The sequence below is a fragment of the Amycolatopsis sp. 195334CR genome (assembly GCF_017309385.1).
In the GTDB taxonomy this organism is placed as follows: Bacteria; Actinomycetota; Actinomycetes; order Mycobacteriales; family Pseudonocardiaceae; genus Amycolatopsis.
In genome coordinates, this window is record NZ_JAFJMJ010000001.1 from 926,215 (window position 1) to 950,772 (window position 24,558).

The following is a 24,558-nucleotide window of genomic DNA, read 5'->3' on the forward strand; positions in this document are numbered from 1 at the left end:
TTCCAGGGCGTGTTCTGGCTGCTCTGGCGGCGATGATCACCGACGGGGGACGCGCTGGCCCACCTGGGGACGCTGCAGGACCAGGACAAACTGTTCGGGCCGCAGGCCAGTGACGCCACCGCCTGGCGAGTGCTGGAACGGGTCAACGCGGAGGAGCACCTGGCTCGCCTGCGATCGGTCCGGTCGACTGCCGCAGAGTTGGTCCCGTGCATTCACCCCGGACGACCCTGATCGATGCCGCGATGGAACACTGCGAGGCCAGCAACTGAAAGCGCGCGCGAGCCCACCGGCCGCGCTCGTGACAAGGAGTCATAAGCGTGGACTGCGAGCAGATCGGACCTCCTGCCCCGCGACCGTGTGCTTCCTGTCCGTACCGGCGCGATGTCCCCTCGGGCGTCTGGCACACAGACGAGTACGAGAAGCTTCCTCGCTACGACGCCGAGACCGGGGAGCAGCCCCGCGTCCTGTTCCTGTGCCATCAGAACGACGGTGATGACAAGCATCGGCGCATGTGCGCAGGCTGGGCGGGATGCCACGACGGCGACGAACTCCTGGCCGTGCGACTGGCCGTCCTTGCCGGAAACATCAGCCCGGAAACCGCGCAGGCCGTGGTGGACTACCAGTCCCCGGTCCCACTGTTCGACAGCGGCGCAGAAGCCGCCGAACACGGCGTACGCGACATCAACACCCCAGATTCAGAGGCTCTCCGCACGATGGAAAAGATCCGGCGAGTCCGCAGCGACATCATCGAGACCGAGCCGGCCTAACCCACGCGTTCGCGAATCCGAACCAACCCTCCCACCAACGTTGCATCCGCAACCGGCGCCCTACCGGAGCAGCCAGGTGGCCCCCGCGCGAGCGGGCGTAGTCCGGCATGGACCGCCACAGTGCGGAAAATCGCCGCGTGGCCCCTGCACGAACGGGGTGCTCCCCCGGTGATGCTGGACTCCACCAGGATTTCCATGTCTTCCCCGCGCAAGCGGAGGTGGCTCCACGTCCGCCAGGTTTGCGAGATCGGTGAACGCGTGGTCCGGGCGCGAGCAGAGGTGGTCCGCTCTGGCCGAGCGCGCAGAAGAAGGTCGAGGGGTTTGTCTCAGCACGGACCTGCCTCTGGTCTTCCCCGCACAAACGGGGATGGCCCCAAGTGACTCCACCTGCTCGGAGCGAAGCTCCGATCCTTCCCGCGCGAGCGGGGTCGTCCCTGCACGGCACGCACACCCGCGGCCGTACGGTGGTGGTCCCCGCGCGAGCGGGGGTGGTCCGTCGCCGACAGCTCGACGCTGCGGTCGTCAACGTGATCCCCGCGCGAGCGAAGGTGGTCCCTGCACCGTGCCCGCCATCGGCCCGGACCGCGCGTGGTCCCCCGCGCGAGCGGGGGCGGTCCCCTGTCGTACGTATCGGACCTCAAAGCGAATCTGTCGTCCCCGCGCGAGCGGGGTGGTCCCACAGACGGGCGCCGGAGCCGGTCGTGAGCTAGTCGTAGCCGCGCGAGCGGGGGTGGCCCTTCGAGTGCCAGGGTCTGCTCGGCGTCGCGGCCGTGGTACCCGCGCGAGCGGGGGTGGCCCCGAGGAACCCGGAGTGTCCGACTGGAACCCCCGGTGGTCCCCGTGCGAGCGGGGGTGGCCCGTCCAGGTTCTCGGTCACGGAAACTATCTGCTTGTGGTCCCCGCGCTGTGGTCGCCGCGCGAGCGGGGTGTCCCAGCGCACGCGCTTGGCGTTCGCGATCCGGCATGTCGTCCCCGCGCGAGCGGGGGTGGTCCCAGCCCCGTGTGGTCCATCGGGACCGGCGCGAGCGGACTGACGACGTAGGTCTCGAACCGGGTCGTCCCGGCGCGAGCGAGGGTGGTCCGATCCCGTCCTGGTTGAGCGCGCTGCGGATTTGCCCAATCCGAACGGGATCACTCGGTCTACAGCGATAGTGAACGGGTTCCGCCCATCTCACCGCGCGGTGCGGCAGGTGCGATTCTAGCCCGAACGCGCAGCCGTTAGCACTGGCTCGGTCAGCGCCGCTGCACGCGACCAGCCGCAGGTCAACTCTCGCGGCTGCACCGGGGCGCAGCCTCGGCTACTCGCGCTCGGCTCCGTCTGGCCAGACGACGGTGACTGGCAGACCGCGTCCACGAGCAGCGTCGACCACGTCAGCGGTACCGCCGTGGCCACCGGATGGCCCGCCGTCCCACACCGCGACCATCGCGTCTACGTGGTCGAGAACGTGTTCGGAGGCGGCCATGTAGGCCTCGCGGTTCGATTCGGCGAACGGCATGGTGTGCACCGCTGCCGCCTTGCCGATCAGGTCGTCGAATTCGGCGGCGTTGCCCGGCTTGACCTTGCGCTCGCGGTAGTCGGCCGCGGGCAGCACCACTTCGACCGTGCCGGCGAGGTCGAGCACGACGCGGGTGAACACCTGGTCGGCGCCGCGGGCCAGGCAGCTCACCCCGACCAGGTCGCTGCCCGGGTGCCTGGCCAGGGCGGTGCGGATGCCGTCGGCGACCAGCGGCACGGTGGCGGCGGTCAGGTTCGAGTGGCCGGTGATTCCGATGCGGGGCAACAGGGTTCTTCTCCTACGCGGCGATCAGGTCAGCGATGGTCTCACGGGCCTCGCGCACGGCGCCGACGCTGGTGAACGGGGCGGCTTCGCGGTGGAAGTCGCGCAACTTCACCCCGACCCGGCCGGTCGTCCAGGCGCTGGCCAGCGGCACCGCCGCTTGGATCAGCTCGGCCGCCCGGCCTGGTTCTCGGGTGACCAGGTGCGCGCGGGCGAGCCCGATCAGGTCGAACGCGCGGTTACGCGCACGGCCCGGGTTGCGCAACTGCAGCGCCCGGCTGATGTAGTCCTGGGCGCGGCGGGCGTGCTGGGGGACGTAGCGGGCCAGGTCCCGGTAGCGGGCGCCGATCACCCCGGCCAGTTCGGCGGCGTCGAGGCTGCGCGCAGTCGGTGTGGTGGCGTCGCGGTCCTGGGTGCCGTCGGCGTGGTAGTCCTCGGCCAGGCCGACCGCCCGCTGGAAGGCCCGGACATCGCCTTGCTGGGCGTAGGCCCAGGCTTCGCGGGTGGCGAGCACCGCTCGCAGGCGGGGTGTGGCGGTGCGCCGGGTGCCGTACTGGGCGAGCTGGACGACCTCGAGGCCGTCCGCGGGGCGTCCCAGGTCGAAGCACTGGCGCGCGAGCGACGCGAGCGCCACCGCGGCGAGGGCGTCGTCTCCGGCGGTGTGGGCGAGCTGGGCGGCCAGCACGAAGTAGCGCTGGGCGGTGCAATGCTCGCCGGCGTCCCAGGCCATGGTGGCGGCGATGTCGGCCAGCTCGGCGCCGATGCGGAACCCGCGCAGGGTCTCCGCAGTGCCTTGCGGGGCGGCGCGCAGCCGGTTCACGTGGGCGCTGAGTTGCGCGGCGACGGTGGCGCGGGCGACGGTGCCGCGGGTGGTGTGCCAGGTCCGGAGCACGCTGACGAACTGCTCGGCGGCGTCCAGTTCCGGGGCGATGAAGGCGGTGCCGCGGCGGTCGGGCGTGACGAGCACGGGGTGGAGGAAGGGGTGCAGTTCGGCGGCGAGGGTGGCGCCGGTGAGCAGGGTCGCGCTCAGCACGCTCCGGCGGGACAGGGGCACCAGGTCATGATCGGTGATGCGGCCCGCGTGCTCCAGCACCAGCCCCGGCTCCCAGCCTGCAGAGCCCAGCGAGGTCGGTGGCGGTTTCACCGTGCTGTCCGGTCGTCGGGGCGGCACGAAGCCGAGCGCGGCGCCGACAGCCTGCGCGCCGCCAGGCGGGAACACCGGCTGGTGAACAACCTCATCCACACCTCCGACGATCCCGCCGCGGCCTGGCGCGAGGTGCATATCTGGTTCGGCGGCCACCGCGCCGCCCACCTACTCGGCACCGCCCCGCGTCCCGCGCAGGCGTCCGCCCCCTGACCACCACTCCCGGACGGGCGGGCCGCACCGACCCCCACCGCCACGCACCCGTCCATCAGGACCTGGTTTTACGTTGTCCGACAAAGAGAAATGAGCCCTACCTTGCCTCTTTCCTCGCCCCGCACGCGATCGTTACCGATGCTGAGCGCCGCAGACATCGCCGCGCTCGAGCCTTCGCTCGCGGACCCGATCGAGTACCGCAAGTCCGGCTTGTCGCTCAACCACGTCATCGGCTGCCCGCTGAACTGCGGCTACTGCGTGCGCCACGTCTTCGACAACTTCGCGATGAAGCTCCCGCGCCGGCTGATGACCGACGCCGACGCCGTCGCGCTGCTGACCAGCCACCGCTACTTCCGGCCCCACACCACACCGATCCAGCTGTTCAACCGCGCGACCGATCCGATGCTGCCGGTGGTCAAGCCCCACACCTTCGCCGTGCTGGGCATGCTCGACGCTCTCGGCCTGACCAACCACGTCCTGGTCATCACCCGCTGGCGGGTCACCGCCGAGGACTGCGCGGTCCTCAACAGCTTCGGCAACATCACCCTGACCGTCCTGGTCACCCACTCCGGCATCGACCACCCCGGCATCGAACCGGTGGACTCCTCCATCGCCGCCACCAGCCTCACGACGCTGTTCGCCCACGCCGAGCGCTACCGCACCGTGCTCTACTGGCGCCCGATCGTGCCCGGCCTCAACGACATCGACGCCCACCTCCAGCGCGCCCGCGAGCTGTCCCGCCACGCCCACGCCACGGTGTTCACCGGCCTGTTCTACCGCCAGCAGATCGCCGACTACTACCGCGAACTCGGCCTGCCCGAACCCTACGAGGACACCGCGCGGCGCAAGATCATGCCCGAAACCCTCGAACACCGCATCCTCACCGCCTTCGGCCAAGACACCGACCACCGCGCGGCCGGGGGCGCGTTGTTCCGCAAGACCAGCTGCGCGGTCGCCTACGCCCACCGGGTGGCCGACTACAACGGCCACTACGGCATCCGGGAACTGTGCGACATCTGCCCGGCCGCCCAACAGCAGCGCTGCGCGAATGCCTGGCGCGCACCCGACAGGGACCTGGTTGTCACCCAGGCGCGCGACTACGGCGCGGTGGGCGAGGTGGAACTGACCGACCGGGCAATCATGGTGGCGGGCCTGGACGAACCACCCCGCTACGCGATCCAGCACCGCTTCGGGTTCCAGGTCCACGACCGGGACAAGCCCCACCACTACAAACGGCACGGCCGCGCCGACCTCGGCTGGCCCACCGTCTAGGAGAACGCATGGATTTCGGTACCTGGCCGCGGCTGCTCGTCGTCGACGTCGAAGGCAACGGCGCCACCCCGCCCGAGGCCGTCGAAGTCGCGCTGCTCCCGTTCGCCGACGGCCAGCCCGACCCGCAGGCGGTGTTCAGCACGCTGATCCAGCCGGTCACGCCGATCTCCCGGTTCGTCACCCGGATCCACGGCATCACCAACGACGACGTCGCCCACGCGCCTCGCTGGGACGAGGCCGGCCCGAAGGTCGCGGCGCGGCTGGGCACCGCATGGATCGCCGCCCACAGCGCCGCCACCGAGTACTCCGTGCTGCGCCGTCACCTACCCCACTGGCAGCCCACCGGCGTGCTCGACACCCTCCGCCTCGCCCGCCGCGCCTTCCCCACTGCGGACGGGTACTCGCTCGACGCGCTGCTCCAGCACATCGGCATCGACACAAGCGGCATCGACGGGCAGCGCCACCGGGCCGCCTTCGACGCCCACCTCACCGCGCTGCTGCTGCGCGAGATCGCCGCCACCTACCCCAGCTGGGACGCCCTCATCGCCGACGGCGTCCCGCCCGGCAAACCGGGCACCCCCACCCACGAAGGAGACACCCTATGGTGATCCAGACCGGCCTCGCCGGCACCCACGCCACCGGCAAATCCCTCCTGGCCGACCGCATCGAAATGGAACTGCGCAGCACCGGAATCTCCGTGCAGCGCACTGGCGGACTCGCCAAACGCGCCGCCGCACTAGGCTTCCCCAAGATGAACCGGCACACCGCCACTTCCACCGAGTGGATCATCACCGCCGGCGCCGCGATCGTGCTCGAAGCAGAACTCGACGCCGACGTCGTCCTCATCGACCGCACCGCCCACGACGCCCTCGCCTACTACACCGCCGCCCTCGCCCTGCGTGGCGAACACCCCGAGCCCGACGACCTCACCCGGCTACAGACCCTGGCCAGCCTGCACACCCACCGCCTGCATGTCCTCCTGGCCACCGTGCTCGACCCCGACGCCCCGTTCACCGCCCCGCCGGGCAAGACCCCGCCTACACCAACCCCAAGTTCCGGGCACTGGTCGACCAGCACCTGCACCTCCACCTGGCCAACACCCACATCGAACACCGGGCGGTCCCCCGGGCCGGCCACAGCGAGGCCGTCGCCGCCACCGTGGCCGCCGTGACCCGTGAGCTGAGCGCCGCGTGAACGCCGCGGCGATGCCCGGCGGAAGCATCTCCTTCGGCAGCCGGACTGTCTCCCGGCTCGGACTGGGCACGATGCGCCTGACCGGCTCCGGCACCTGGGGCGACCCATCCGATCCCGACCGCGCCCGCGCGGTGCTGCGCACCGCGGTGAGCGACCTGGGCATCACCCACCTCGACACTGCCGACGCCTACGGCCCGCACACCGTCGAAGAACTCATCCGCGACACCCTGCAGCCCTACCCCGCCGATCTGCTGATCGCCACCAAAGTCGGCATGATCCGGCCCGGCCCAAACCGATGGTGTCCCCTCGGCCGCCCGGACTACCTGCGCGCCGCGGCGGAGGCCTCCCTGCGCCGCCTCGGCACCGACCATCTCGGCCTCTGCTACCTCCATCGAGTCGACGCCGCCATCCCGCTGGCCGACCAAGTCGGTGTCCTCGCCGACCTGCACACCGAGGGCAAGATCGGCGAGATCGGCCTCTCCAAGGTGACACCGGAACAGATCACCGAAGCCGCTGCGATCACCCCGATCGCCGCGGTGCAGAACCCCTTCAACCTTGACGAACCCGACGACCCCGCCGTCGATCACTGCGCCCGCAACGGAGTCACCTACGTCCCCTACAGGCCGCTCAACACCGGCAAACTCGCCGTGGATGGAGTTGAGCACGCCCTGCGCTGGCTCCTCAACCGCGGCGACCACCTCGCCCTCATCCCCGGCACCTCCAACCGCGCCCACCTCGCCGAACTCGCTACCGCCACCGCGTCCTTCACGAACACGAAACGCGAGTAAGGCCGTGGCCGTGTGGGCACCGAACAGCAGGCTAGCGCCCACTCTGGCGAAGCTCGCGGCCAGGTCGGTCAACCTGGTGGCAGCCCAGCACGCGGCCCGGCCCTGTGTCCCAGTAGTTGAACCAAACCCGGCATGGCGAACACACACCGACGTGCCGGTCTGTTCGTTCTGGCCCCAAGCTGGACAGCGCCGATGTAGCCACGAAGAGACCTCACAGCACGCACGCGTGTGACGACTACTTAGGCGTGGTCTGGGCTTGGCGACGGCGCTGACGGACATCGACAGGGTCTATCCCGTGATCGGCTCTGGCCCGAATGCGGTGGTAGCGCTGGGTGGCGTTAGCCGAGCAAGATGCGGTGGCGCAGGAGGGGGAAGCCCGCGCGGCCGTACATCTGCCGCTTGATCATCTTGGTTTTGGTGTTCACTCCTTCTGTTCGTCCATTGTGGAATGGCTGAGTGACGGCGGCATTGACGGCCTCGCGGTCGAAGTCGAGTCCGCGGGTGTAGGCGTGCAGGTGGGGTAAATCCTCGGCTCGGGCCCGGTCGATCCAGCCGCTGAGACGGTCGTCGTTGCCGGTGGCCGGGGTGAGCAGAGCCGCGAAGTCACCGACGAGGCCGGCCAGCGCCGTCATCTCGTGGCAGGCGCTCACGGCAGCTTGGAGTCGTTCCCGCTGGTGATCTTGGAGCTTGTCCGGGCGTGTAAGCAGGTAGCGCGCGAGTCGCTTTGGAGAGATTGCTGGCCGGTCGGATTCGACTCGTCCTTGGGTGATGTAGCGATACAGCAGATTGTGGCTTCCGGTGTAGCCGCGCTGTTTGATCTCTGCCAGCAGCTGATGGACGGGCACGGCCGGGTTCTCGCGGCGGCGGCTGCGAAGGTAGTCGCGGAATGGGTCGACGAGGGTGGGCCGATACTGCGGTGCGCGAACAAGCCGGTCGGGTTGATCGATGCGGGCGTATCGCTTCACTGTGTTCAATGCCAGGTTCAGCCGACGTGCGATTTCGAGCAGCCCCACGCCGTGCTTGAGCAAGTCATGGATCTGTTGCCAGCGTTGGCGGGTAGTCACCGCTCGCGCGCCCTCGCGCAGTGGCGGACCGGTCTTGCCCCAGCAGGCACTGTGCGCGGCGACCTCCTTCAACACGACCTCGGCGAGGTTGTGCCACAGATGCCAGCGATCGCCAACCTGCACCGCGTCGGGCAGGGCTCGACGGATCGCCTGAGCATAGGTGGCCGAACCATCCCGGCACACCACCTCCACACCGGGATGTTCCCACAGCCAGGCCTCCAGCACCTCTGCTTTGCGGCCCGGCAACACGTCAACCCGCTCGGCGGTTTCCGCGTTGATGATCACGGTGGCGTAGCGTTGCCGCTTACGCAGGGCAAAATCGTCCACCCCGATCACCCGGGACACCGATCCGGTCGGCAATGGCAACTGCAGCAGCGCCCGCAGCGCGGTCTGCCTCGACAGCACCACACCGACGGCGGCCAGAACCCGGGCGCTTGCACGACCGGCCAATTCCCGCGCAACGCTCACCACCTGCGCGGCCAGCCGAGCAGTTCGACGCTGATATCGCTGCACGATGCCGATGGGCTGCTCACGGAACGTCTGCCGCAAGCACCCGAGATGCCCGCAGCGCATCCGTCGAGTCCGCAGCCTTATCAGCACCCGCCGCCCGTCAACCGGCACATCGACCACCTGCCGGACGACATAGCCGTGCACCCGCCCCGTCGCCACCCCACAGTCCGGGCAGGCCACAGGACCGGGCCGCGTCGATGCCCGCACCACGAGCACCCCAGCCTCATCGTCGACGCCATCGAGGACCAGGGACGACAACCCCGAGAACACCAACGCAAGAAGTTGATCACCAGCGCACGGCGCTTACCCTGGCACAGCACCGAATCGGACACGCATCGTCACCACCGGATCCGTGCCAGAGCCCGCTGGCCGGCCTCGTCGGTGACTTCGCGGCTCTGCTCACCCCGGCCACCGGCAACGACGACCGTCTCAGCGGCTGGATCGACCGGGCCCGAGCCGAGGATTTACCCCACCTGCACGCCTACACCCGCGGACTCGACTTCGACCGCGAGGCCGTCAATGCCGCCGTCACTCAGCCATTCCACAATGGACGAACAGAAGGAGTGAACACCAAAACCAAGATGATCAAGCGGCAGATGTACGGCCGCGCGGGCTTCCCCCTCCTGCGCCACCGCATCTTGCTCGGCTAACGCCACCCAGCGCTACCACCGCATTCGGGCCAGAGCCGATCTTGGAACAGTCCCCATCGACAGCTCTGCTGACGGGTCTATCCCGTGATCGATCACGGGATAGACCCGACAAAGCCCAACCAGGGTGTTGTGGGGGCTCGGATGGCCTCTCTATGGCCTGGGTGGGTCCAGCGAGATTGCGGAACGTTACTCAGCTGTAGCGAGCGGCGATGATGCGGCCGTTGCCGGCTCGAGCGTAGCGTGATCTGGCGAGGTCGTTGGTGATGAAGGTCCGGATGACGAAGCGGTCCGAGCCATCGAATCGGGGGCGGAACGGTGACCGGCCGTGCACTGTCCTGTTGTTGTCGATGAGGAGTAGGTCTCCAGGTTTGAGGCTGTAGTAATGGCGGTGCGTCTGGTACAGGGCGAGGACGTCAGCGAAGGCGGCCTTCGCCGCCGGGGTCGTGCTGATCATGAGGTCTTGATCTAGGGTGATGTAGGGGTCATCTGCCGCTCCGTACAGGATTGGCATGGGTCCGCGGACGTCGCCGGCGTCGAACTCGTGGCCGCCGACGCGGAAGGACTCGTCGACTCCTGTCATCCAGCGGGTCCGTCGAAGTTCGTGGAGATCAGCGCCTGTCGCCAGCACACTAATCTGCCGGGCGGTGAAGGTGTAGGTCTGTGCCTGGGGGTCTCCTCGCAGGCAGGCGAGGCTGATGTAGTCGGGGCGGAGTTCACTGAAGGCCTGTTCGGTGTGCAACTCAAGTTCAGTCAAGGAACTGAGACTGGTCTGAGTGGCAGCCGCTTCCCGTGCAGGGACCATGTCCTGGAACAGGCGACCGAAGCCCTCGGCTTCGTACCCGATGAGGTGGCCAAGGGCCTCGCCGATCAGAGCCTGCGCACGGGCCAGCAGAGTCCGTTCCCCGAGGTGGTGGGTGTTGTCCGCCGGTGTTGAGGGGGTCGGACCGATCGGTAGACCGGTCAGTAGCAGGTAGCCGGTCGAGCTGCCCCACCGCGCGAACTCATGGAGAGCACGCCCTACTCGCGCAGGGAGTCGGGCGGCCGTCACGCGAGCGTCGGCACAGAACTTCTCGGGGTGCGTGGCCGGGTCGGTACGCACCGTCCGGGCGAGGTCGAGGAGGACCTGGCGTTCAGCCGGGCTCAGGTTGAGCACCGCTCGCGCTTGTGTCGCAGACGAATTTTTCAGCATCGTGCGCATGTCTTCACTCCCTGGATCGATCTTTGACGTTGACTCTCGCCGGGATAGCTCGCAAAGGATCGCCTGAAGCTGCCGAGGGAGGTGGCTACGTTGCATTACTAAACGAGCCGTGCAATCAACGGCGTGGCCGCATGATTCGCCAGTTATAGTCGAAAGTTTTCACCTGGGTGAACCTGTCGACCCTGGTCAGCAGGCCATACGCTGGGAGCGTGGCAATCCAGCAAGGTGACAGGAAAGCCTCCCGTGTCACCAGCGATACTGCGCGATTCACTGGCCGTAGCAGGCTGGCCTGGCTACTGCGTGCGAACAGATCGTACACCGACCGAGAAGAATTCCGACAACTTCGCAGTTTCGCCGCAGCTTTTCCGGGAGGGGTTCATGCTGGAGCTATAAGCACGAGCCAGGTCAGTCGGTGGGAGACGGGGCACACGCCACCGTCTGCGTCTGTTCTGGCCCGGTACGAGGACATGCTGGGGCTTCGGCCTGCAGCACTGACCACCGTGGCCGACGCAATCATGCGGTACGCCGGGTCTCGGCTAGGAGCTCCCGAGTTACGCCGGCACCTGCAGGGGTCAGACGAGGCACTCGATGATCGGCTCGACGAGTTACTCGATCCCGTGCTGTGCCGCGGAGAGATGAGCGGAGCTCAGTGGGACGAGTTGTCCTATCAGTTGATCACTCGGCCAACGACTTTCCTGCCATCGCGGATGTGGGCCTCGCTGGCCGAGCGACTGCTGTCGGAGGTGATCATCGCCGAAGGCATCGCGTGGTTCCAGCGGTTCGAAGCCCTGAGCAGGATTCTGGGACATCCGCGGGGCCAGCATGCCGTCATCTCGGCATGCGGCGAGCTGGTCAACGATCCGACCAACCAAGTGTTCATGGAGCCACTGTCGATCATGGACGGCAGCCGCCACCGGGCAGCGAATCTGCATGTGACGCGCCAGCTGGCGAGTCCCACGAACGACCAGGCCCTACGCGGAGCATTACTGGCCAGCGTACGCAAGGTGCGCGACAATCATTTCGACGGTGCCGAACTGATAGCGTTGCATGATTTGCTCGTTCAGCACATATCTGATCAAGATACGCATCTGAACGCCCGGCCTCTAGCCAGCGAAGTTCTCCGCCTGATCCCGCTAGCCTCGCTGCCTAAACGGGGCAAGGCACTCGATCGGGCGCTACGCGAAGACGAGGTGCTCGACCAGGTCGTGCGCACCGGGCGGATAGCCCGGGCACAGGTCACGGCAGCCACGGTGTCACGGATTTGCGCTCTCACCTTGGGTTCGCTGGGTGAAGATCCGCACCCCGAGTTGGAACGAGGCCTGCGCGTCGTCACCGAGGAGATGCTCTACAGCCCGGTCAGCGACGTTCGCCTGCTGGCGGCTCAGATGGTAGCGGTCACCCCTCTGCGCGGTCCGATGGCAGACGTTCTGACCCAAGAACTGACCACGCGATCGACCACGGCAGCACCGGTGTACTCGACGGCGGTTCTGGGCGTCCTGCCTTTCCTGGCCTTCTCCAAGCACCGGGCCCCAGTAGAACGCCTCGCCCTGCGCGGTCCACTCCCTTCAGCCGTGGCTGATGGGGCAGTGTGGGCACTTGCACACCTGCCAGCCGGGCATCGCAGTCCTTTTTGGAATGCGGCTTTACGGAGCCATCTGTCCGCATGGGAGAGAACCTCATCGTCACAGGCTGAACGAACGATCCGCGGTCTTGTCTACGGGCTCGGCGTCCACCAACACGATGCTGCACTACGCCTGGTCCAGAATGACACTCGATTCCCGGCAACTGCCCGTACAGCCGCCCGCTGGTGGCTGGGCATCGCCCGTGACATCCGCACCAGCGCACGACTGTAGAGGAATTAGCGTCCAAGATCGTTGACCCCTAGCACGGCTTGCCGGTGACGCGGCGCAGGAGGTCTGACAGCCCCGAAGCCTGCACGATCTCGTCATAGGCCGTACAGTTCTTCAGCACCGAGTCCGACTGGAAACTCGCGCGTGGCAGTAGATCAGCGTCAGGACCGCTCGGCTAGCCGCTCGCAGATCACTCCCAGCCGCTCCACCGCACTCAGACGATCGACTTCGGGCGCTGGAAGGCCATCACCGATTCGCCCGCACGGGCACGCCCCTCCGGACAAGGCCATTTGGCCGCCCATGATGCCCGCAACGTTGGTACCCATACTCAGCAGCCTCCCAGCGGATTCCGAATTTCAGTGGCCGAGCTGACTAGCCTGGGCCCCTCGTGCGTCTAGCGATCCCGCTGGGTGCATAGGTGACCGCAGAACCTTGGCCCCACGTCGTTCCTGCAGCACACGATTCCCGTACACGCCCAACGCGGCGGTGGCCTTGGACGACATCTCGTCCAAGGCCACCGCCGTGTGAGGCACGGTCAAGAAACAGGGGCGTAGCTCACCCCGGGCACGTCGACGACGGTGCGGTTGGTGTAGACACCCGGGCCGCCGGCCGGTCACACCTGGGGGGTCACAGGGAGAAGAACCCTTCGGCCTTCCAGTTCCACTCATTGATTCCCGGTTCGAACAGGTAGACGTAGCCGCTGATCTGGGCCGTCCCCGGGGCGTAGACCATCATCGAGTAGCTCGAGCCGTACCCGGGGTCCCATTCGCTGTTCCAGCCGCCCAACGATGACTCGATGTACTTGGTCGCGTTGCCGCCGTACGGATTCCCTGTCACCCGGATCCAATTGGCACCGCACGACCAGGAGTAGAAAATCTGAATCGATGCGACTTGCTGTCCGGTAGTGCGGTCGAGAATCGGACGGGTGGCGATTTGCGACGCGTTGACGTTGCATGCCGGCGGTGCTGTGGGGTCTCGTCCGTCATAGTAGTTGCTGCCGCCGCTCACCCCCTCGGCCTGCGCGGCCGTCGAGGTCAGTGTCACGGCCGCCACCACGGCAGCAAGAGCAGCGACGAGACGGTACCATCCCCGCCGTTTCCTGATCGGCTTCTTCAACAGACCGCTCACTTCCTCTGTCGTCGGCTGGCCGGGTGCCACGCCGGTCTTGAATCAGCGTCCGCCCTCTTCTCCTGTCTCGTCATGACGGCCGATCGGCGGTCACCGCAGGGTGCGGAACTGGTGACAGCCGTTCGGCCGTCATGACAGCGCGGTCGCGACCGCTAGGTTTTGGGTGGAGGTGAGCCGCCGATGGAAGGAGGGCGGAACACGGGCGATGCAGGCCGAGCCACGGACCTGACACTGTTCCGCTGCGCAGCGATCGCGCGCGCTGTGCTGGGGTTTGGCGGTGCGTTGGCCGGTGCGCTTGACGCGGGCAGTACATCCTCAACGGGAGTGACCCTCGCCGCCGTAGCGGGGAACCTGGCCTGGTCGCTGTACTTTGTATGGCGTGCCGTGCAGAGCGCGCTTACGCCTGGTGTGATGGCAGTCGACCTCGCCGGTGTCGTGGCTCTGTGCCTGTTTCAAGGCTGGCTGGTGTCCCCCGAGGCGCTGCCGACAGGGTCGTCATGGATTGCGGCGCTCGTCGGGGGGCGGGTCATCTATGGCCACATCGGGGTGCGGCCCGCCACCGGGATCGTGGGCGGGATCGTAGTCGCCGGGGCCTACCTCGCCGGTCAGGCGCTGGCGGTTGCGCCTGGCGCGGGGATGGCCAACGCTGCGGTCTACTTGCTGCAGAACCTGTGCGGTCTGGTGCTGATGGCGCTGCTGCGCAGGGTGGCGCGGGCGGCCGACGCGGAGCTGATCGAGTTCCATCGCAGCCGCGACCGCGCCTACGCCGATCAGGTCCGTCGGGCCGAGGAACGCGAGGCCGACCGGAGGCTGCACGATACCGTGCTCGCCACGTTGACGATGGTGGGATCCGGGGCCATCACGACGTCCTCGGCCCGACTGCGCACTCAGGCACGTGCCGACCTGGAGGTGGTATCCGCTCTTCGGGCTGGCGAGGACGTGGGCGGCGGACCGGTGCGACTAGATCACCTGCTGCGGGAGGTTCCTGTTCGTGCGGGCTGGCCGTCGGGGGTGCGCACGAGTCTCGTCAACTGTCTTGTCCCCGCCGATGTCGCCGACGCATTTGTCGGCGCCGCCCACGCCGCCCTGGTCAACACACGCAAGTACGCGGAAATCAGCCACGCGTCCCTGACCTTGACCCAGGACGCGGACGAGGTCGTAGTCGTCATCTCGGACTCCGGCCGGGGCTTCGACCACACTGCCGTGCCGGCGCACAAGTATGGGCTGCGAGAGGCGATGGTAGGACGGATGGCCGCAGTTGGCGGCAGCGCCGTCATCGAATCCGCTCCGGGCCGCGGGACCGTGGTCACGCTGAGGTGGCGAGCGCGTGATTGACGACTCGAGCGCGTCGCTGGCTGCGCACTACCAGCGCGGGACGATCATCGCGACGGTATGCATGGTGGGTCTATGGCACGGGGGGTTCGACACCGCCGCCGTGGTACTGACATGGCCGGAACTACGATGGACGTGGGTCTCGCCGCTGATGTGGGCGCTGTTCACGGCCACTGTCGTAACCAGCGCGATCCAGCTGCTACGCGAAGGCCAGGTCCGCAGGCCCTGGCCGGTTGTGGCGTTGACCCTGGCGATCAGCATGGTGGTCGCCCTGAATGCGGGTGGGCGGGCCGCGGGTTTCGAGAACTGGGCGTTCGGCGCGGCTGGCTGGCTCGGTGTTCTGGCGAGTTGGGGGCGCTCGGCCGCGCCGCTGGCGGTGGTTCTGGCGGGCAACGGCGCCGCATCCGCAGTAGCGATGGTCCTGCTGACCAATCCAGACCTGCAGGACGTGGCATTGTTGTCGATGAGCCTGGCAGGTTCAGCCGCGCTGCAGGTGGCGCTCGCCTATGGGGTGCGCACACAGAGCCGGGTCGTCAACAACTCAGTGGCAACGGCCCGTGCGCGCGCTGAGACTGAGCGGCACCGCGCCGCCGCCGCGCAAGCACACGCGGCACGAGTTCAGCGGCACGAGTTCCTGCAGCGCACCGCGGCCGTGGTGCTCGCCGGCCTCGCCGACGGGACCAGCGACCCGGCTGACCCGGCAGTGCAGCGCCGGTGCGCAATCGAGGCGGCCCGGCTCCGAAGACTGTTCCTGGAGGCAGACGAGGTGCCCGATCCGCTGCTGCACGAGGTGCGGGCATGCCTGGAAGTAGCGGAGGCACGAGGGGTGCCTGTGCGAATGAGCGTGTCCGGCGAGGTGCCGCCGGTTCCGGTCGAATGCCGGCGAGACCTAGTCGAACCCCTCGTCGAAGTGCTGGGATCAGCTCACACCCACGCCCGAGTCACCATCGTGGGCAGTGCTGGTCAGGTGCAGCTGAGCGTGGTCGCAGACGCCGACGAGCCTCCAGCCGCGCCGACGGGCGACCGGGTTCAGATCGAATACCACCGAGAGGGGAGTTTGCTATGGGTGCAGACCAGCTGGACAGACAGGTCACTGTCGCTGTCATCGAAGATCACGAGGTCGTGATCGACGGCGTCCGCGCGTGGGTTGACCGGGACCCCGAACGGCGGGTGCGGGTGGTAGCGAGCGGGGCGGATGTCGATCAAGTCCTCGCCGGCCCCGGCGGTACCGCCGACGTCCTGCTGGTCGACCTCAACTTACGCGGCACGCTCATCGTCGACCGGATCGCTGCCCTCACTGGCGCAGGACACCGCGTAGTGGTGTTCTCTGCGCACTCCGAGACCGAGAACGTACTCGCGGTGCTCGACGCGGGCGCGGAATTCCTCGAAAAGGACGAGAGCCGCGAGCACTGCGTGGAAACGATCGTCGCCGCCGCCGCTGGCCGCCCGTACGTCACTCCATCCACCGCGGGCGCGATGATCGCCGACACCCGACCACTCCGGCCAACCCTATCCAAACAGCAGCTCACCGCGCTGAGATACTGGTTCCAGGGCATGTCGAAGGCGTCGGTCGGGATGCGGATGGGCATCAGCGAAGCAACGGTCAAGCTGTACATCGACCGAGCCAGGGCGAAATACGACAACGTCGGCCGCCGCGCGTCCACAAAAGATACCTTGCTTGCCCGCACCATCCAGGATGGCCTCATCCGGCCAGATGAAATCGGCGAGTACCAATCGAGGGCCAATAGGGCCGAGAGCTAACCCGCGAGCAGCCGGAACTCCGGCTCAAAGCTGCATCAGATCCCAGTACTAGCAACGATAACGATCTACGGGCTGCCGTACCCCCAGGAACTCTGTCCAGGTGCCATGCGAGCCGGGTTTGCAACGGTATCGGAACGTTACTGTCGAGCGCAGCGCCGGAAAGGATGATGACGGTCATGGATACCGATCCGGACTCCGATCACTCCGATCTCGAGCGTCGAGCCCACAGGGCGGCGATCGGGAACCTTCCCGTCGCGAAGTGGGCGTTAGGGGTCGGCGTGTTGGGCGTAGCCGTCGCAGTCATTTTCGGCGTGGTTAGCGCCTGCGGGCCGGATGATACACCGCCTCCACCTCCGGCACCGGAGGTGAACCAGCCCGGCACCGGGAACGTCAACTGCGACGATGGCGCAACCTGCACGGTCACCCTTGGCCAGGCTCAGCAACTCGTCCAGAACGCGGCGACCCAAGCGGGCAGCGACGACACCACCCTGAAAAAGACGCTCCGCGCCGAATCAGGAGCGTCAGCACCACCGAGCGGCCCAGGACCCTACCCGTTCGTCGTGGTCGACACGGTCGACCTTGGCCTATTCGCGCGAACCGCTAACACCGTGTCGGCGGTACGGATTGGCTACACCGCCAATCGCTCACTGGTATGGGCCAACTGCACTGCTCGAAGCGACTTCACCCCCAGCGATGTCACCGGCGAGAATAACGTCGGGCCGATCTGGCTCCAGGTTCGATGGAAGCACTTACCAGCCGGAACGAACCAAGGTCTGTCCGAGCCCAACGAGACGCAGACGGCCTGGATGTACCGGGGAGCCCTCGAACCAGTGGGGCACAATGGAGCAATCCCCCCCTGCTGAGGCACCCGGCGGTCCGGTCGTAGCCCAATGGCTCGGATACGCGCCCGGAGGCGCCGAGCAGTTCCAGAGTACTGCCGCTGCGCCCCCAGCGGAGCTGGTGCCCTTCATCAAAGACCCGCTGTCATCCACGATCAACACCCACCCGGTTCACCGGGATGCTCGATCACGTAACCCCGAACGTCGTCGCGCCCTCCTACACCTACCCCAACCGGGTGCTCGCGGAAACCACACCCAGCCGGTCGGCGATACGCACGATTTCCAGCCGCACCGAGCCTTCCTCACCGGTGAGCTGGTGGACCCACTTGGCGCGCAGAATCCGACCCAGCAGTGCGGGCTCGATCTGCCCCCAAAGCGCGCCGAACCCCTCGACGTCGCCGGGCGTAGTTCGCAGGTTCCGCAAGTCCAGGACCAGCTCGGCAGAACGTCCATCCGGCCCAGCCGGGCCACCCGTCCCGCCGACACAATTCCGCCTTGATCCGATCGAGGTGTATTCGGACGCGGTCGAGGCGAGGAACGTGCGGCTAGACGAGCCCGCGACGAAGCCAGCCACTGGGGGCCCCATGCGATCACGCGGGCTGTTCGGCGTGGTGATGCCCCGTCCGGTCATCGCGATCAGGGTCAGCACCTCGGTACGGTTCAGATTGGTCAGCACCTCCTGCTCCACCGGCGAGAGCACCTCGACGACGTGCGTGTCCTCGCCCAGCACCGCGGGGTGGCCGTTGAGGGCGACCGCCGTCGGCACCGGTACCCCGCCGGCTGACCGCGCCGCACTCGCGAGCCCTGCAAGCGTCGCCGCCAGTTCCCCAACCTCCTGGTCGCGCGCTGCACGAGTACCGAGCCACCTCAACGGTAGACGTACCGCAAGAGCTCCGGCTCCCCGTCGACAGTTTGGATTCGCCGGACGTCTTCCGCGCTGCGCACCGTCTTCGCGAGCCGGTTGACCACTTCGGCCGGGTCGGCTCCCAAGACGGCCACAGCTTTCCAGAACCCTGAGGGGTGGCTCCGATCCGCATCAGGCCCAGCAACATGCCCACACAGTCGCGAGCCGTGCTGATCCGTTACGCGGAGCGCGATTCGATGGTGGGCCGGTCCTCCGAGCCGGTCTCGCCTTACAAGGCTTCTTGAACGCGCTTCAGCACGGGCTCCCAGACCTGGCGGACATCGTCGAGCTGCTGTTGCCCGGGAAGTGCTTTTCCGCTGTAGCGGTAGGGTTCCCAGTTGGCGCGGAGGAAGACCATGTCCCCCTCGATGCGGACCACTCCTTCGCTGACGAGTACCCCGAGGGCGCGGTTGAACTGCTCCGGCGGGAACGGCTGGCGGCCTTCGAGCTTCTTGATGAACACTCCTCGTTCGCCGTCGTGGCCGTGGTTTCGGGTCAAGCTCATGATCTTGTTGAGGAAGCGGATCACCTTCTGGTCCATTTCCTCCTCTTCGGGCAGCTCGGCTCGGTGCTCGAACCACGGGTACGCCAGCTTGAATCCGGCCGGCACCCTCAATTCCAGTTCGCCAGCTCGCGGGAGTTGCTCCGAACCCGCGTGCAGCTCGAGCCGGTCAGTGGCTTCCAGCACAACCGACGGTTCGTCGTCGGTGCTGCCTGCCGGGCGTCGCGCGAAGTCGAGGACTTCGGCTTCGACGACGATTTCGGCTGCATGGACGAACAGATCGGGACCGATTTCGCTGCCTTGAAGCACCACCGTGCCGCGACTGTGGACGGAGAGCTCGGACAACGGTCCGAGGAGCCGCAGCGTCGGCGCCTGCTCGGGGAGCAAGGCGAATTCGGTCACCCGGCTCGCGGCGCTGGTGGACAACGAGCCGGTGTAGTGGTCGTCACCGGCTGCTTGCGCCAACCCGGCGCTCGCTGCCGACTCGCTCCATTCGGCGGCGATGAGTGAAGCGTGCAGCGCTGCGAACTGCGATTCGGTCAGGACGAGCGAATCATGCCGGTTCATGAAGTCGAACAGGAAACCGGATTGGTGACCGATCTCCACGAGCCGGGACGGAGAAAGGCAATCCTTATCGAAGACTTTCGACGCGACGTACGCCTCGAAGATCGGGCTCGCCCAGCCGTGTTCGGTGCGGAACGGGTGATCACTCGAGAACTCGGTGACCTTGCGGATGTATTCCTGTCGGGCTTCCGCGCTCGTCAAGTACGGCAGGCTCGGTACGTCGCCCTCTTCGAGGAAATGGCAGAGCCAGAGTATCTGCTCTTCCGGCCGGTAAGCCTGACCCGGTTCTAGCTTCAGAGTACGTGCAAGGGGCTCGAGCTTCGTCTGGTCGCGCTCGAGCAACCGGGCGAGAATGGTTTCCAGCAGGTCGACAAGATCGCCGGTCTCCTGGAGTTGCTGTTCGAACCGCTGCCGGATCGCCAGCAGGTTCGGCTTGCCGATCAGCATTGCTGCGGCCGCGTCGAGGACGGGTGCGTAGCCGACGAACTCTTCACCATAGCGGCCCGCCGCGGATGCGCGGAGGGCGTGGATTAGCGCGTCACGGGCGCCGCGGTACTCGGCGCTCGTCCGGTCCGCATCGGAGTCACGCTTTGCCACAACCTGGTCGACGTAGTCGACACATTGCCGGGGGGCAAAGTGGGAGATCTCCCACCAGGCCACCTCGACGCCACCCTCTTCCAGCATCACCCAGATGTCCTCGATTGTCCGCTCGCGACCGAGGAGCACGAACCGAAGCCCCTTCTTCGCCCAGGTCGCGAGCGAAGACACGAACTCTTCCCAGGACTTGCCCGACACGCGGGAACGTGCTTCGTCGAGCGAGTCGACGACGACCAGAGCTGGGGGACTAGTTGGCAGTCGGCTGGTGACGTCGTGGCTCCCCAGGTACTTGACCAGCATGTACTCGAACGAGGTGCCGCCGACGGCCTGATCCTTCTCGAGCTTCCACAACGGTCCGCCCAGGCGTGTTGCGGTCTCGGTCGCCGTGGTGCTCTTGCCTGCTGCACCGCGGGCCGATATCAGGGTCACGGCAGCGGTCGAGTTCGAAAGTTTCTCCAGGAGAACTGGTGGCACGAAGAAGTCGGCCGTTCTCCGTTTTGGAACACCGAACGCCTCCTGGTCAATGCCTGGAAGCGGTGAAAACGCAAGTGTTTCACAAAACTCATCGAATCCTTGCCTGCTGACCGTCATCTGCACTCCGACCACGACATCGCTGAACTTTCGAGAGTTGATTCTTAGCAGAGTTCGAGAAGTGGCACAATAAAGCCTTTTGCCGTTGGTTATTTTCGTCGAAAGTGCTGGCTCGGGTCGGAGCTTACCGAAGGATTGCAGAAGGAAAGGCGGGATTCTCAAGTGCGAAGCCGATCGTTGAGATGGCCTGGGCAACGGCGACAGCCCATCTCGGTGGCGACCGCAGCAAGGATGGGCGCGACGGCCAGCACACTGGTGGCGAGGCCGGGCGAGATCCAGTGCTCGCGGCGGATGGCGCGTTCGGGGTTGATGACCCTGGTGTAGGCGCCATCGAGATCCGGCGCCCGGCGCGAGAAGTCTGATGGACGCCGAGGAAGAAGGAGCCCGCTAAGAAGGCCGCCGCGGCGGCGAAGAAGCCGCGGGCTCCGCGCAAAGGCCACCGCGAAGTAACACTGCGCTCGCTCGTGGCGATAGGAATGAGTACATGCCTTGAAGGGAGTCGCATGACCGCCGTTCCGCCCCCTCCTGGACGCGCTATCACCCGCGAACGGAAGAAGACCTCGCACGGGCTTCACCTGTTTCTCACCATCATCACCGCAGGCATGTGGGGCCTGTTCGTCTGGCTCCCGCTGACGATGTGGCACAAGGCTGGCCCGAGGCGAAAAATCGTCACGGCATACAAGTAGCAACACAGTCGAAAAGTTTCCTCTTCCGGCTCCGATGGCCAGAAGAGGACGCTTTGGCATTCAACGACCCTAAAGAGATAGCCGGTATTCAGGTACGTCTCGGCGGCGGGACGCAGCCGAGACGCTCCGGCGCAGGGCGAGGTGGCCGTGCGGTAGCCCCAGAGGCCGGCCACGTAGCAGACGAACGCAGTTTCGGCCTCCCGTGATCGGGGCCGCCCACGATGGGACCGTGACCGCCCACTCCTTGGCGTCGCGCGGGGCATGTCCGGCCGCGACGAGTCTTATGACGAGGAACGCGGTGTCTACCCAAGCCGCCCCGGGGCCGGACGACCCCAATCGATTACGCGGACCGAGTCGCCGCCCTATTCGATCATGAAGTGGTGTTCATGCAGGTCGTGTGGAGCAGGGCGTCGCCCTTGACCAGCTCCGGATCCCTTCGACACCACTCGGTCAGCTCGTCGAGATCCCAGTCAAACTGCTCGTTGTGGGCCCCGGCGGGCCGGACCGCGGCCTTGCCTGCGGGAACGCACTTGCATAGTCAACTTTCACAGCGCAGATGCCATCAGTGCACTACCGTGGTATCCGGGTGAGGCTGCAGGTGCTCGGCGTGGGGCCACATCGTCCAGCCTCACCCATCACCGGCTGGCCAACGAGCACGTCGGCGAGGCCCTCTGCCGCCCCTATGAGGCGTGCACCACGGACGGCAGTGGCGGGCCGGGTGCCCGCTGCCCGACTCTGGCACACTTCACCTACCCAACCGAACGTGTGTGCGATCGCGCGCTAGTATCGCAGTGGATGGGCCGAGGAGGGGAAGTCCTCGGCCCACCCGCGTCCGCGTGACGAACCGTTCACGGCAGTGTCTTCGAGTTGGCGAATTTTTTTCTTGCCGGAGGGCCTCGCGAGTGCTCGTATGACGTTCGGCTTCACCATCGTCAGTCGACGAGTTTGCTCACCCTGGCGGTGATCCGCCCGTCGTAGCCGTCGACGACGAGGTACCAGCGAGCGTCGTACGGTACGTCGAGGATTGTGGGGCTGCTGTCCCAGTAGCCGCCGTGGTATTCGTACTCGTCACCGTCGAGGTACGCCTGGTACTCCTCCTCATCCATCAGGCATACCCTGGCTTGAACTCCGCGTAGTTCGACCTCGATGGACGTGACCCCGACGCACGAGCCCAGATCCCAATACAGGTGCTCCATACCACCATCCTTACGCAGCCTGGTTGAGCGCGACCGTCACCTACCGAAAGAAGGTCCGTGAGTTTCGCGTGCGGCTCCGGTGCCACTGGTCGCTCAGGCAAGCCGTCTTGAACCAATTCGGCAGCATCCACAAGCGGGTCCGAGGGAAGGCCGTCTTGCGCTGCGTTGTCAGGTCGCTGCCGTCGCCGGTCAGTACCCCGCGTTCACGTTTCTTCAGCGCTACCTCGACGGCGCGGGCGCGTCCCAGCCGACCGCGACCACGTGTTGGGGCCATCGCTCGCATGCGTGACCCGTTCGTCCAGCTCTAACCACCACGATCGACCAGGCGTGCCCACTGTTCTCACCTCACAGCACAGCAACACGACCCGAGACCGCTCCCCTACGAGAGAGCTAACTGTCCCACACCAGCGGATGCGCCCTCTGTTCCCGGAGTGACTACGCTCTGAGCCCTGGAGGCACCGCGTCGGACTAGACTCTGGACCTCGAACTACCGACTGGGCAGAGGGGGATGACGTGTCTGACGGACCACGCCCAGACCATGAGGCCCGCCTGGCCGCCTTGGTACATCGGCTGATCGCCCTACCGCGCGAGACCGAATGGGTGGAGTTCAAGGAGAACTTCTTCAACGCCGAGGACATTGGCCAGTACATCTCGGCGTTAGCGAACTCAGCCGCACTCGGCAAGCAGGACAAAGGATACATGCTGTGGGGAGTGAGCGACGCAGACCACAGCCTTGTCGGAACTACGATGGACCCACATCGAAAAGTCGGCAACGAGGACTTTCAAAACTGGCTTACCCGGCTCCTGACTCCACAAGTTCACTTCGAATTCATTGAGACACAAGTGGATGGAAAACGAGTCGTGGTGCTGCAGGTCGCGCCAGCCACGGCCAGTCCGGTGAGATTTCAGAATGACGAGTGGATCCGTGTCGGATCATACAAGAAGAAGCTACGTGATCATACCGACCATGCTCGCCGCCTGTGGCAGTCCTTTGATGCCCGTCCTTTCGAGACCCTCTCTGCGATGTCCGGTCTCGATGCTGCCGAAGTATTAAGACTGCTGGATTACCCAGGCTACTTCGACCTCATGCACATGCCCCTACCAGACAATCGGAAGGGCATTCTCGACGCGCTCCGCATGGAGGAGTTGATACGGCAGAACCAGCATGGCGACTGGGACATCACCAACCTCGGCGCCGTCTTGTTCGCCAAGGATATCAACGAGTTCAACACGCTCAAGCGCAAGGCGGTCCGCGTGATCCGCTACCGCGGCGACAACCGCGTGGCGACCATCCGCGAGCAGGTCGGCATTCACGGGTACGCGCCCGCCTTCGCCGGCCTGGTTACCTTCGTCAACAATATGCTGCCTTCGGTCGAAGTGATTGGCGAGGCCATCCGCGATGACCAACGCGCTTACCCGGAACTCGCTGTGCGAGAACTCATCGCCAATGCGATCATTCATCAGGACTTCGCTCAGACGGGCAATGGGCCGATGATCGAGGTTTTCGACTCACGATTAGAAATCACAAGCCCCGGACGTCCGCTAGTGGACCCGTTGCGTTTTGTCGACGCGCCGCCCAAGTCGCGCAACGAGGCCGTCGGTGCCCTGATGAGACGGGCTGGCATGTGCGAGGAACGCGGCAGCGGATGGGATAAAGTCGTCTTCGAGACGGAACTTCATCAACTGCCCGCTCCACTGGTCGAACTACCTGAGGACAACACCAGGGTGGTGCTCTTCGCTCCCAAGGCTCTCAAAGATATGAGTAAGGACGAGAAGGTCCGCGCTGTCTACTTGCACGCTTGCCTTCGCCGTGTCAACCACGGGACCCTCACGAACTCGTCCCTCCGGGAACGCTTTGGCATCAGCCAGCAGAACGCCGCAGTCGCTAGCAGGCTCATCAGTGACGCCGTCGACGCCGGCCTCATCGTACCGTTCGACCCTGGGGCCGGACGCCGCTTCATGCAGTACCTGCCTTACTGGGCCACGGACATCGAGGCTCCCTTTTGACGGCCATTTGATAGACGCCCATG

21 protein-coding genes and 1 pseudogene are annotated in these 24,558 nt (G+C 66.3%); 14 read left to right on the forward strand and 8 right to left on the reverse strand.

Translation table 11 applies throughout. The features are described from left to right. Positions 1 to 317: 317 nt before the first annotated feature. Entirely contained in the window at positions 318 to 767 is a 450-nt protein-coding gene (locus tag JYK18_RS04665; protein ID WP_206800926.1) for a DUF6283 family protein, read from the forward strand. A 1,298-nt stretch (positions 768 to 2,065) separates the two neighbouring features. Here the strand turns inward: JYK18_RS04665 and JYK18_RS04670 are convergent. Together JYK18_RS04670 and JYK18_RS04675 are read right to left on the reverse strand one after the other, a co-directional pair. Further along, on the reverse strand, positions 2,066 to 2,548 hold the full coding sequence (locus JYK18_RS04670; protein ID WP_206800927.1) for a hypothetical protein: 483 nt from the start codon (positions 2,546 to 2,548) through the stop codon (positions 2,066 to 2,068). A 13-nt stretch (positions 2,549 to 2,561) separates the two neighbouring features. Continuing rightward, positions 2,562 to 3,788, reverse strand: a complete 1,227-nt coding sequence (locus JYK18_RS04675) for a hypothetical protein (protein WP_206800928.1) — start codon at positions 3,786 to 3,788, stop codon at positions 2,562 to 2,564. On the opposite strand from JYK18_RS04675, the gene JYK18_RS46480 reads away from it, so the two are divergent. The 5 genes from JYK18_RS46480 to JYK18_RS04695 all read left to right on the forward strand — a co-directional run bounded on the left by JYK18_RS46480 (position 3,771) and on the right by JYK18_RS04695 (position 7,156). Continuing rightward, complete coding sequence (locus tag JYK18_RS46480) at positions 3,771 to 3,902, forward strand: nucleoside-diphosphate kinase (protein ID WP_242578956.1); 132 nt, start codon at positions 3,771 to 3,773, stop codon at positions 3,900 to 3,902. The two genes, JYK18_RS04675 and JYK18_RS46480, sit on opposite strands and share 18 nt — an antisense overlap. Positions 3,903 to 4,040: 138 nt before the next feature. Then, positions 4,041 to 5,174 carry a radical SAM protein gene (locus JYK18_RS04680; RefSeq protein ID WP_206800929.1) on the forward strand — a complete coding sequence of 378 codons (1,134 nt, stop codon included), beginning with the start codon at positions 4,041 to 4,043 and terminating at the stop codon, positions 5,172 to 5,174. A gap of 8 nt (positions 5,175 to 5,182) precedes the next feature. Further along, entirely contained in the window at positions 5,183 to 5,782 is a 600-nt protein-coding gene (locus JYK18_RS04685; protein ID WP_206800930.1) for a 3'-5' exonuclease, read from the forward strand. Further along, positions 5,776 to 6,345: a hypothetical protein gene (locus JYK18_RS04690; protein WP_206800931.1), complete on the forward strand. Its 570-nt coding sequence runs from the start codon at positions 5,776 to 5,778 to the stop codon at positions 6,343 to 6,345. Before JYK18_RS04685 ends, JYK18_RS04690 begins: the two co-directional genes overlap by 7 nt. Before the next feature lie 19 nt (positions 6,346 to 6,364). Further along, positions 6,365 to 7,156 carry an aldo/keto reductase gene (locus tag JYK18_RS04695; RefSeq protein ID WP_307795778.1) on the forward strand — a complete coding sequence of 264 codons (792 nt, stop codon included), beginning with the start codon at positions 6,365 to 6,367 and terminating at the stop codon, positions 7,154 to 7,156. 338 nt (positions 7,157 to 7,494) lie between these two features. On the opposite strand, the gene JYK18_RS04700 is transcribed toward JYK18_RS04695, so the two are convergent. After that, positions 7,495 to 9,000, reverse strand: coding sequence for an ISL3 family transposase (locus JYK18_RS04700; RefSeq protein ID WP_206804022.1), 1,506 nt, complete (start codon positions 8,998 to 9,000; stop codon positions 7,495 to 7,497). 80 nt (positions 9,001 to 9,080) lie between these two features. Between JYK18_RS04700 and JYK18_RS04705 the strand changes: the two are divergent. Then, a pseudogene (locus tag JYK18_RS04705) lies at positions 9,081 to 9,380 on the forward strand (transposase); the annotation flags it as partial. 190 nt (positions 9,381 to 9,570) lie between these two features. Here the strand turns inward: JYK18_RS04705 and JYK18_RS04710 are convergent. Then, on the reverse strand, positions 9,571 to 10,578 hold the full coding sequence (locus JYK18_RS04710; RefSeq protein ID WP_206800932.1) for a TauD/TfdA family dioxygenase: 1,008 nt from the start codon (positions 10,576 to 10,578) through the stop codon (positions 9,571 to 9,573). Between the two features lie 500 nt (positions 10,579 to 11,078). Here JYK18_RS04710 and JYK18_RS04715 point away from each other — a divergent pair, with 500 nt between their 5' ends. After that, on the forward strand, positions 11,079 to 12,431 hold the full coding sequence (locus JYK18_RS04715; RefSeq protein ID WP_206800933.1) for a hypothetical protein: 1,353 nt from the start codon (positions 11,079 to 11,081) through the stop codon (positions 12,429 to 12,431). Positions 12,432 to 13,055: 624 nt separating this feature from the next. Here the strand turns inward: JYK18_RS04715 and JYK18_RS04720 are convergent. Then, positions 13,056 to 13,544, reverse strand: a complete 489-nt coding sequence (locus JYK18_RS04720; protein ID WP_206800934.1) for a DUF2690 domain-containing protein — start codon at positions 13,542 to 13,544, stop codon at positions 13,056 to 13,058. 336 nt (positions 13,545 to 13,880) lie between these two features. Between JYK18_RS04720 and JYK18_RS04725 the strand changes: the two genes are divergently transcribed. From JYK18_RS04725 to JYK18_RS04740, 4 genes are all read left to right on the forward strand, one after another. Continuing rightward, positions 13,881 to 14,891, forward strand: coding sequence for a sensor histidine kinase (locus tag JYK18_RS04725; protein WP_206800935.1), 1,011 nt, complete (start codon positions 13,881 to 13,883; stop codon positions 14,889 to 14,891). Continuing rightward, positions 14,884 to 16,014 (forward strand): hypothetical protein, encoded by a 1,131-nt coding sequence (locus JYK18_RS04730; protein ID WP_206800936.1) that lies wholly within the window; start codon positions 14,884 to 14,886, stop codon positions 16,012 to 16,014. Before JYK18_RS04725 ends, JYK18_RS04730 begins: the two co-directional genes overlap by 8 nt. Beyond that, entirely contained in the window at positions 15,951 to 16,649 is a 699-nt protein-coding gene (locus JYK18_RS04735; RefSeq protein WP_206800937.1) for a response regulator transcription factor, read from the forward strand. Before JYK18_RS04730 ends, JYK18_RS04735 begins: the two co-directional genes overlap by 64 nt. Before the next feature lie 176 nt (positions 16,650 to 16,825). Continuing rightward, positions 16,826 to 17,512: a hypothetical protein gene (locus JYK18_RS04740; protein WP_206800938.1), complete on the forward strand. Its 687-nt coding sequence runs from the start codon at positions 16,826 to 16,828 to the stop codon at positions 17,510 to 17,512. 199 nt (positions 17,513 to 17,711) lie between these two features. Here JYK18_RS04740 and JYK18_RS04745 read toward each other — a convergent pair whose 3' ends face one another. Together JYK18_RS04745 and JYK18_RS04750 are read right to left on the reverse strand one after the other, a co-directional pair. Beyond that, positions 17,712 to 18,254: a hypothetical protein gene (locus JYK18_RS04745; RefSeq protein ID WP_206800939.1), complete on the reverse strand. Its 543-nt coding sequence runs from the start codon at positions 18,252 to 18,254 to the stop codon at positions 17,712 to 17,714. Between the two features lie 367 nt (positions 18,255 to 18,621). Continuing rightward, on the reverse strand, positions 18,622 to 20,646 hold the full coding sequence (locus JYK18_RS04750) for a hypothetical protein (RefSeq protein WP_206800940.1): 2,025 nt from the start codon (positions 20,644 to 20,646) through the stop codon (positions 18,622 to 18,624). Between the two features lie 503 nt (positions 20,647 to 21,149). Here JYK18_RS04750 and JYK18_RS04755 point away from each other — a divergent pair. After that, positions 21,150 to 21,332, forward strand: coding sequence for a hypothetical protein (locus JYK18_RS04755; protein WP_206800941.1), 183 nt, complete (start codon positions 21,150 to 21,152; stop codon positions 21,330 to 21,332). A gap of 932 nt (positions 21,333 to 22,264) precedes the next feature. Here the strand turns inward: JYK18_RS04755 and JYK18_RS04760 are convergent. Continuing rightward, positions 22,265 to 22,528, reverse strand: a complete 264-nt coding sequence (locus JYK18_RS04760; RefSeq protein ID WP_206800942.1) for a DUF1883 domain-containing protein — start codon at positions 22,526 to 22,528, stop codon at positions 22,265 to 22,267. A gap of 513 nt (positions 22,529 to 23,041) precedes the next feature. Here JYK18_RS04760 and JYK18_RS04765 point away from each other — a divergent pair. Next, positions 23,042 to 24,535: an RNA-binding domain-containing protein gene (locus JYK18_RS04765; protein WP_307795779.1), complete on the forward strand. Its 1,494-nt coding sequence runs from the start codon at positions 23,042 to 23,044 to the stop codon at positions 24,533 to 24,535. Positions 24,536 to 24,558 lie beyond the last annotated feature (23 nt).

Coding starts and splice junctions, on each gene's coding strand:
- JYK18_RS04740 (WP_206800938.1), top strand. CDS start 16,826: ATGGATACCGATCCGGACTCCGATCACTCCGATCTCGAGCGTCGAGCC.
- JYK18_RS04690 (WP_206800931.1), top strand. CDS start 5,776: ATGGTGATCCAGACCGGCCTCGCCGGCACCCACGCCACCGGCAAATCC.
- JYK18_RS04750 (WP_206800940.1), bottom strand. CDS start 20,646: ATGACGGTCAGCAGGCAAGGATTCGATGAGTTTTGTGAAACACTTGCG.
- JYK18_RS04710 (WP_206800932.1), bottom strand. CDS start 10,578: ATGCGCACGATGCTGAAAAATTCGTCTGCGACACAAGCGCGAGCGGTG.
- JYK18_RS04680 (WP_206800929.1), top strand. CDS start 4,041: ATGCTGAGCGCCGCAGACATCGCCGCGCTCGAGCCTTCGCTCGCGGAC.
- JYK18_RS04735 (WP_206800937.1), top strand. CDS start 15,951: ATGGGTGCAGACCAGCTGGACAGACAGGTCACTGTCGCTGTCATCGAA.
- JYK18_RS04760 (WP_206800942.1), bottom strand. CDS start 22,528: ATGGAGCACCTGTATTGGGATCTGGGCTCGTGCGTCGGGGTCACGTCC.
- JYK18_RS04755 (WP_206800941.1), top strand. CDS start 21,150: ATGACCGCCGTTCCGCCCCCTCCTGGACGCGCTATCACCCGCGAACGG.
- JYK18_RS04685 (WP_206800930.1), top strand. CDS start 5,183: ATGGATTTCGGTACCTGGCCGCGGCTGCTCGTCGTCGACGTCGAAGGC.